Raw genomic sequence first — 2254 nt, forward strand, 5'->3', positions numbered from 1 at the left:
AGCACGCCCCCAACGCAATGGGCAACTTCTGCTTCGAGGTGACGCTTGGTTATCGGCGGCTGGAACTGCTTCCTCGCGCTGAGAATAGGGATCGTCACGATGGGTAGTATGTTTGTGACATGGTGCGTCGTGATCGCGTTGATGGCGTCGAGTACGCACGGCGGGTCAATGCCGCCGCTGACTTGGTCGAGGCGGGTGTGCCCATCGCCGCTGCCGCTCACACGATGGCCAGCAGGTATGGCGTGTCGGTACGCCAGGCACGCCGGTATGTGGAGCAGGCCATGGCCACTGGGCGGATTCAAGTTCCCGAAACGAGCGTGGTGTTCACCGTCAAGCTGCCGGGATCGCTGGCAGGGCAGGTACGCGCCCATGCGCGCGAGATGGACGCCACGATCTCGGCGGTGGTGGCCCGGGCACTGGTCGAGTTCCTCGACCGGGACGCCCCCAAGGGGCGCGCGGGCCGATGAAGGCCCGGCTGCTGGAGTCGGAGTACGTCTTCGACCGGCACGTGGATGCGGATTTGTCCGCGGCCTACGCGGTGCTGGTGCCGCAGCGCCGGGCCCGGGTGTGCGGCGGCAGGGACGAGGGAGGGCCCAGTGGTGACCAGTGCCGCGATTTACGCCCGGGTGTCGTCGGCCCGGCAGAAGAAGGACCAGACGATCGGCTCGCAGACCGCCGCGCTGCGCGCGCACGCCGCCGGGCTGCATCTTGAACTGCCCGAGGAGTGGGTCTTCGAGGACGAGGGCCACTCCGGCGCCACCCTGGTGCGTCCCGCACTGGAGCGGCTGCGGGATGTGATCGCCACCGGATGCGTGGATGTGGTGCTGTGCTACAGCCCGGACCGGCTGGCCCGCAAGTTCGCCTACCAGGCCCTGCTGATCGAGGAGTTCGCCCGTTCCGGCTGCCGGGTGGAGTTCGTCAAGGGCCCGCGCGGCGACAGCCCCGAGGACCAGCTACTGATCCAGTTCCAGGGCATGTTCGCCGAATACGAGAAGGCCCAGCTGATGGAACGCTACCGGCGGGGCAAGACCTACCGGGCCCGCACCGGCTCGATCAACGTGCTCTGCGGCGCCCCGTTCGGCTACCGCTACCTGCGCAAAACCCCTGACCACGGCGCGACTTACGAGATCGTCGAGCACGAGGCGGCGCTGGTGGCCGAGCTGTTTCGCCGCTACGTCGACGAGGGCGCCTCCATCGCCGAGTTGACCCGCTGGCTCACCAGCACCGGCACCCCGACCCGCACCGGCAAGGCCCGGTGGGACCGCAGCGTCGTGTGGGGCATGCTCCGCAATCCCGCCTACATGGGGTCGGCCGTCTTCGGCAAGACCATGACCGTCCACGAGTCACCCGGCCTGAACCGCGTCGCCCGTCTCCAGGGCCGCTCCACCCCACGCGCCGTCAAGGCCGTCGACCGTCCCCGCGAGGAATGGATCGAGATCCCGGTCCCCGCGATCATCAGCCGTGCCACGTTCGAACGCGCAGCTCAGCGCCTGGCCGACAACAAAAAGTACGCCTCCCGCAACAGCAAGGTCCCCTCCCTGCTCCAGGGCCTGGCCGCCTGCGCCGGCTGCGGATACGGCTACTACCGCACCTCGACCCGCACCAAGAACCGGAAGATCTACTACTACCGGTGCCTGGGCTCCGACGACTACCGCTACGAGGGCGGCCGCATCTGCCCCAACAAGCCCGTCCGCGCCGACTACCTCGACGCAGTCGTCTGGGAGCACATCACCACTCTCCTCGCCGACCCGCACCTCATCCGCACCGAGATCGACAAGCGCCTTCAGCGGGCCCGCACCTCCGACCCCGCCCTACGCCAACGCGCCCGCCTCGAGCTGGCCCTGGCCAAGGCCACCACCGCCATCACCCGCATGATCGAGGCCTTTCAGGAACAGCTGATCACCATCGACGAACTGCGGTCCCGGATGCCCGACCTGCGGGCCCGCGAGTCCAACCTCCGCGGCCAACTCGACGCCCTCGAAGCCCAGCTCGCCGACCGCGACGCCTACCTCAAACTCGCCGACGACCTGGAAGGCTTCCTCACCCAGCTCCGCACCAGAGCCGCCACAGCCGAGGTCCCCGAGCGCCAGCGCGTCCTGCGGCTTCTGGTCAAAGACGTCCTCATCGGCCCTGAAAAGATCACGATCCGACACCGCATACCCGTCCGCGAACGGGCCACCGAGGGTGATCGACAACACGACTCCACCGATACAGAGGGTGACACGCGCCTGAGTTATCCATTGCGTTGGGGGCG

The 2254-nt window shown here is 68.1% G+C and carries 2 protein-coding genes; both read left to right on the plus strand.

Annotated elements, in window-relative coordinates:
* The first annotated feature begins 119 nt into the window (after positions 1-119).
* The gene (locus H1D24_RS41485) at positions 120-467 is read left to right on the plus strand and encodes a hypothetical protein (protein WP_181662949.1); all 348 of its coding nucleotides are present in this window, start codon (positions 120-122) and stop codon (positions 465-467) included.
* A 132-nt stretch (positions 468-599) separates the two neighbouring features.
* On the plus strand, positions 600-2254 hold a 1655-nt coding region (locus H1D24_RS41490; protein WP_220137813.1), incomplete at its 3' end, for a recombinase family protein.

Source organism: Streptomyces himalayensis subsp. himalayensis (assembly GCF_013778455.1).
GTDB classification, from domain to species: domain Bacteria; phylum Actinomycetota; class Actinomycetes; order Streptomycetales; family Streptomycetaceae; genus Streptomyces; species Streptomyces himalayensis.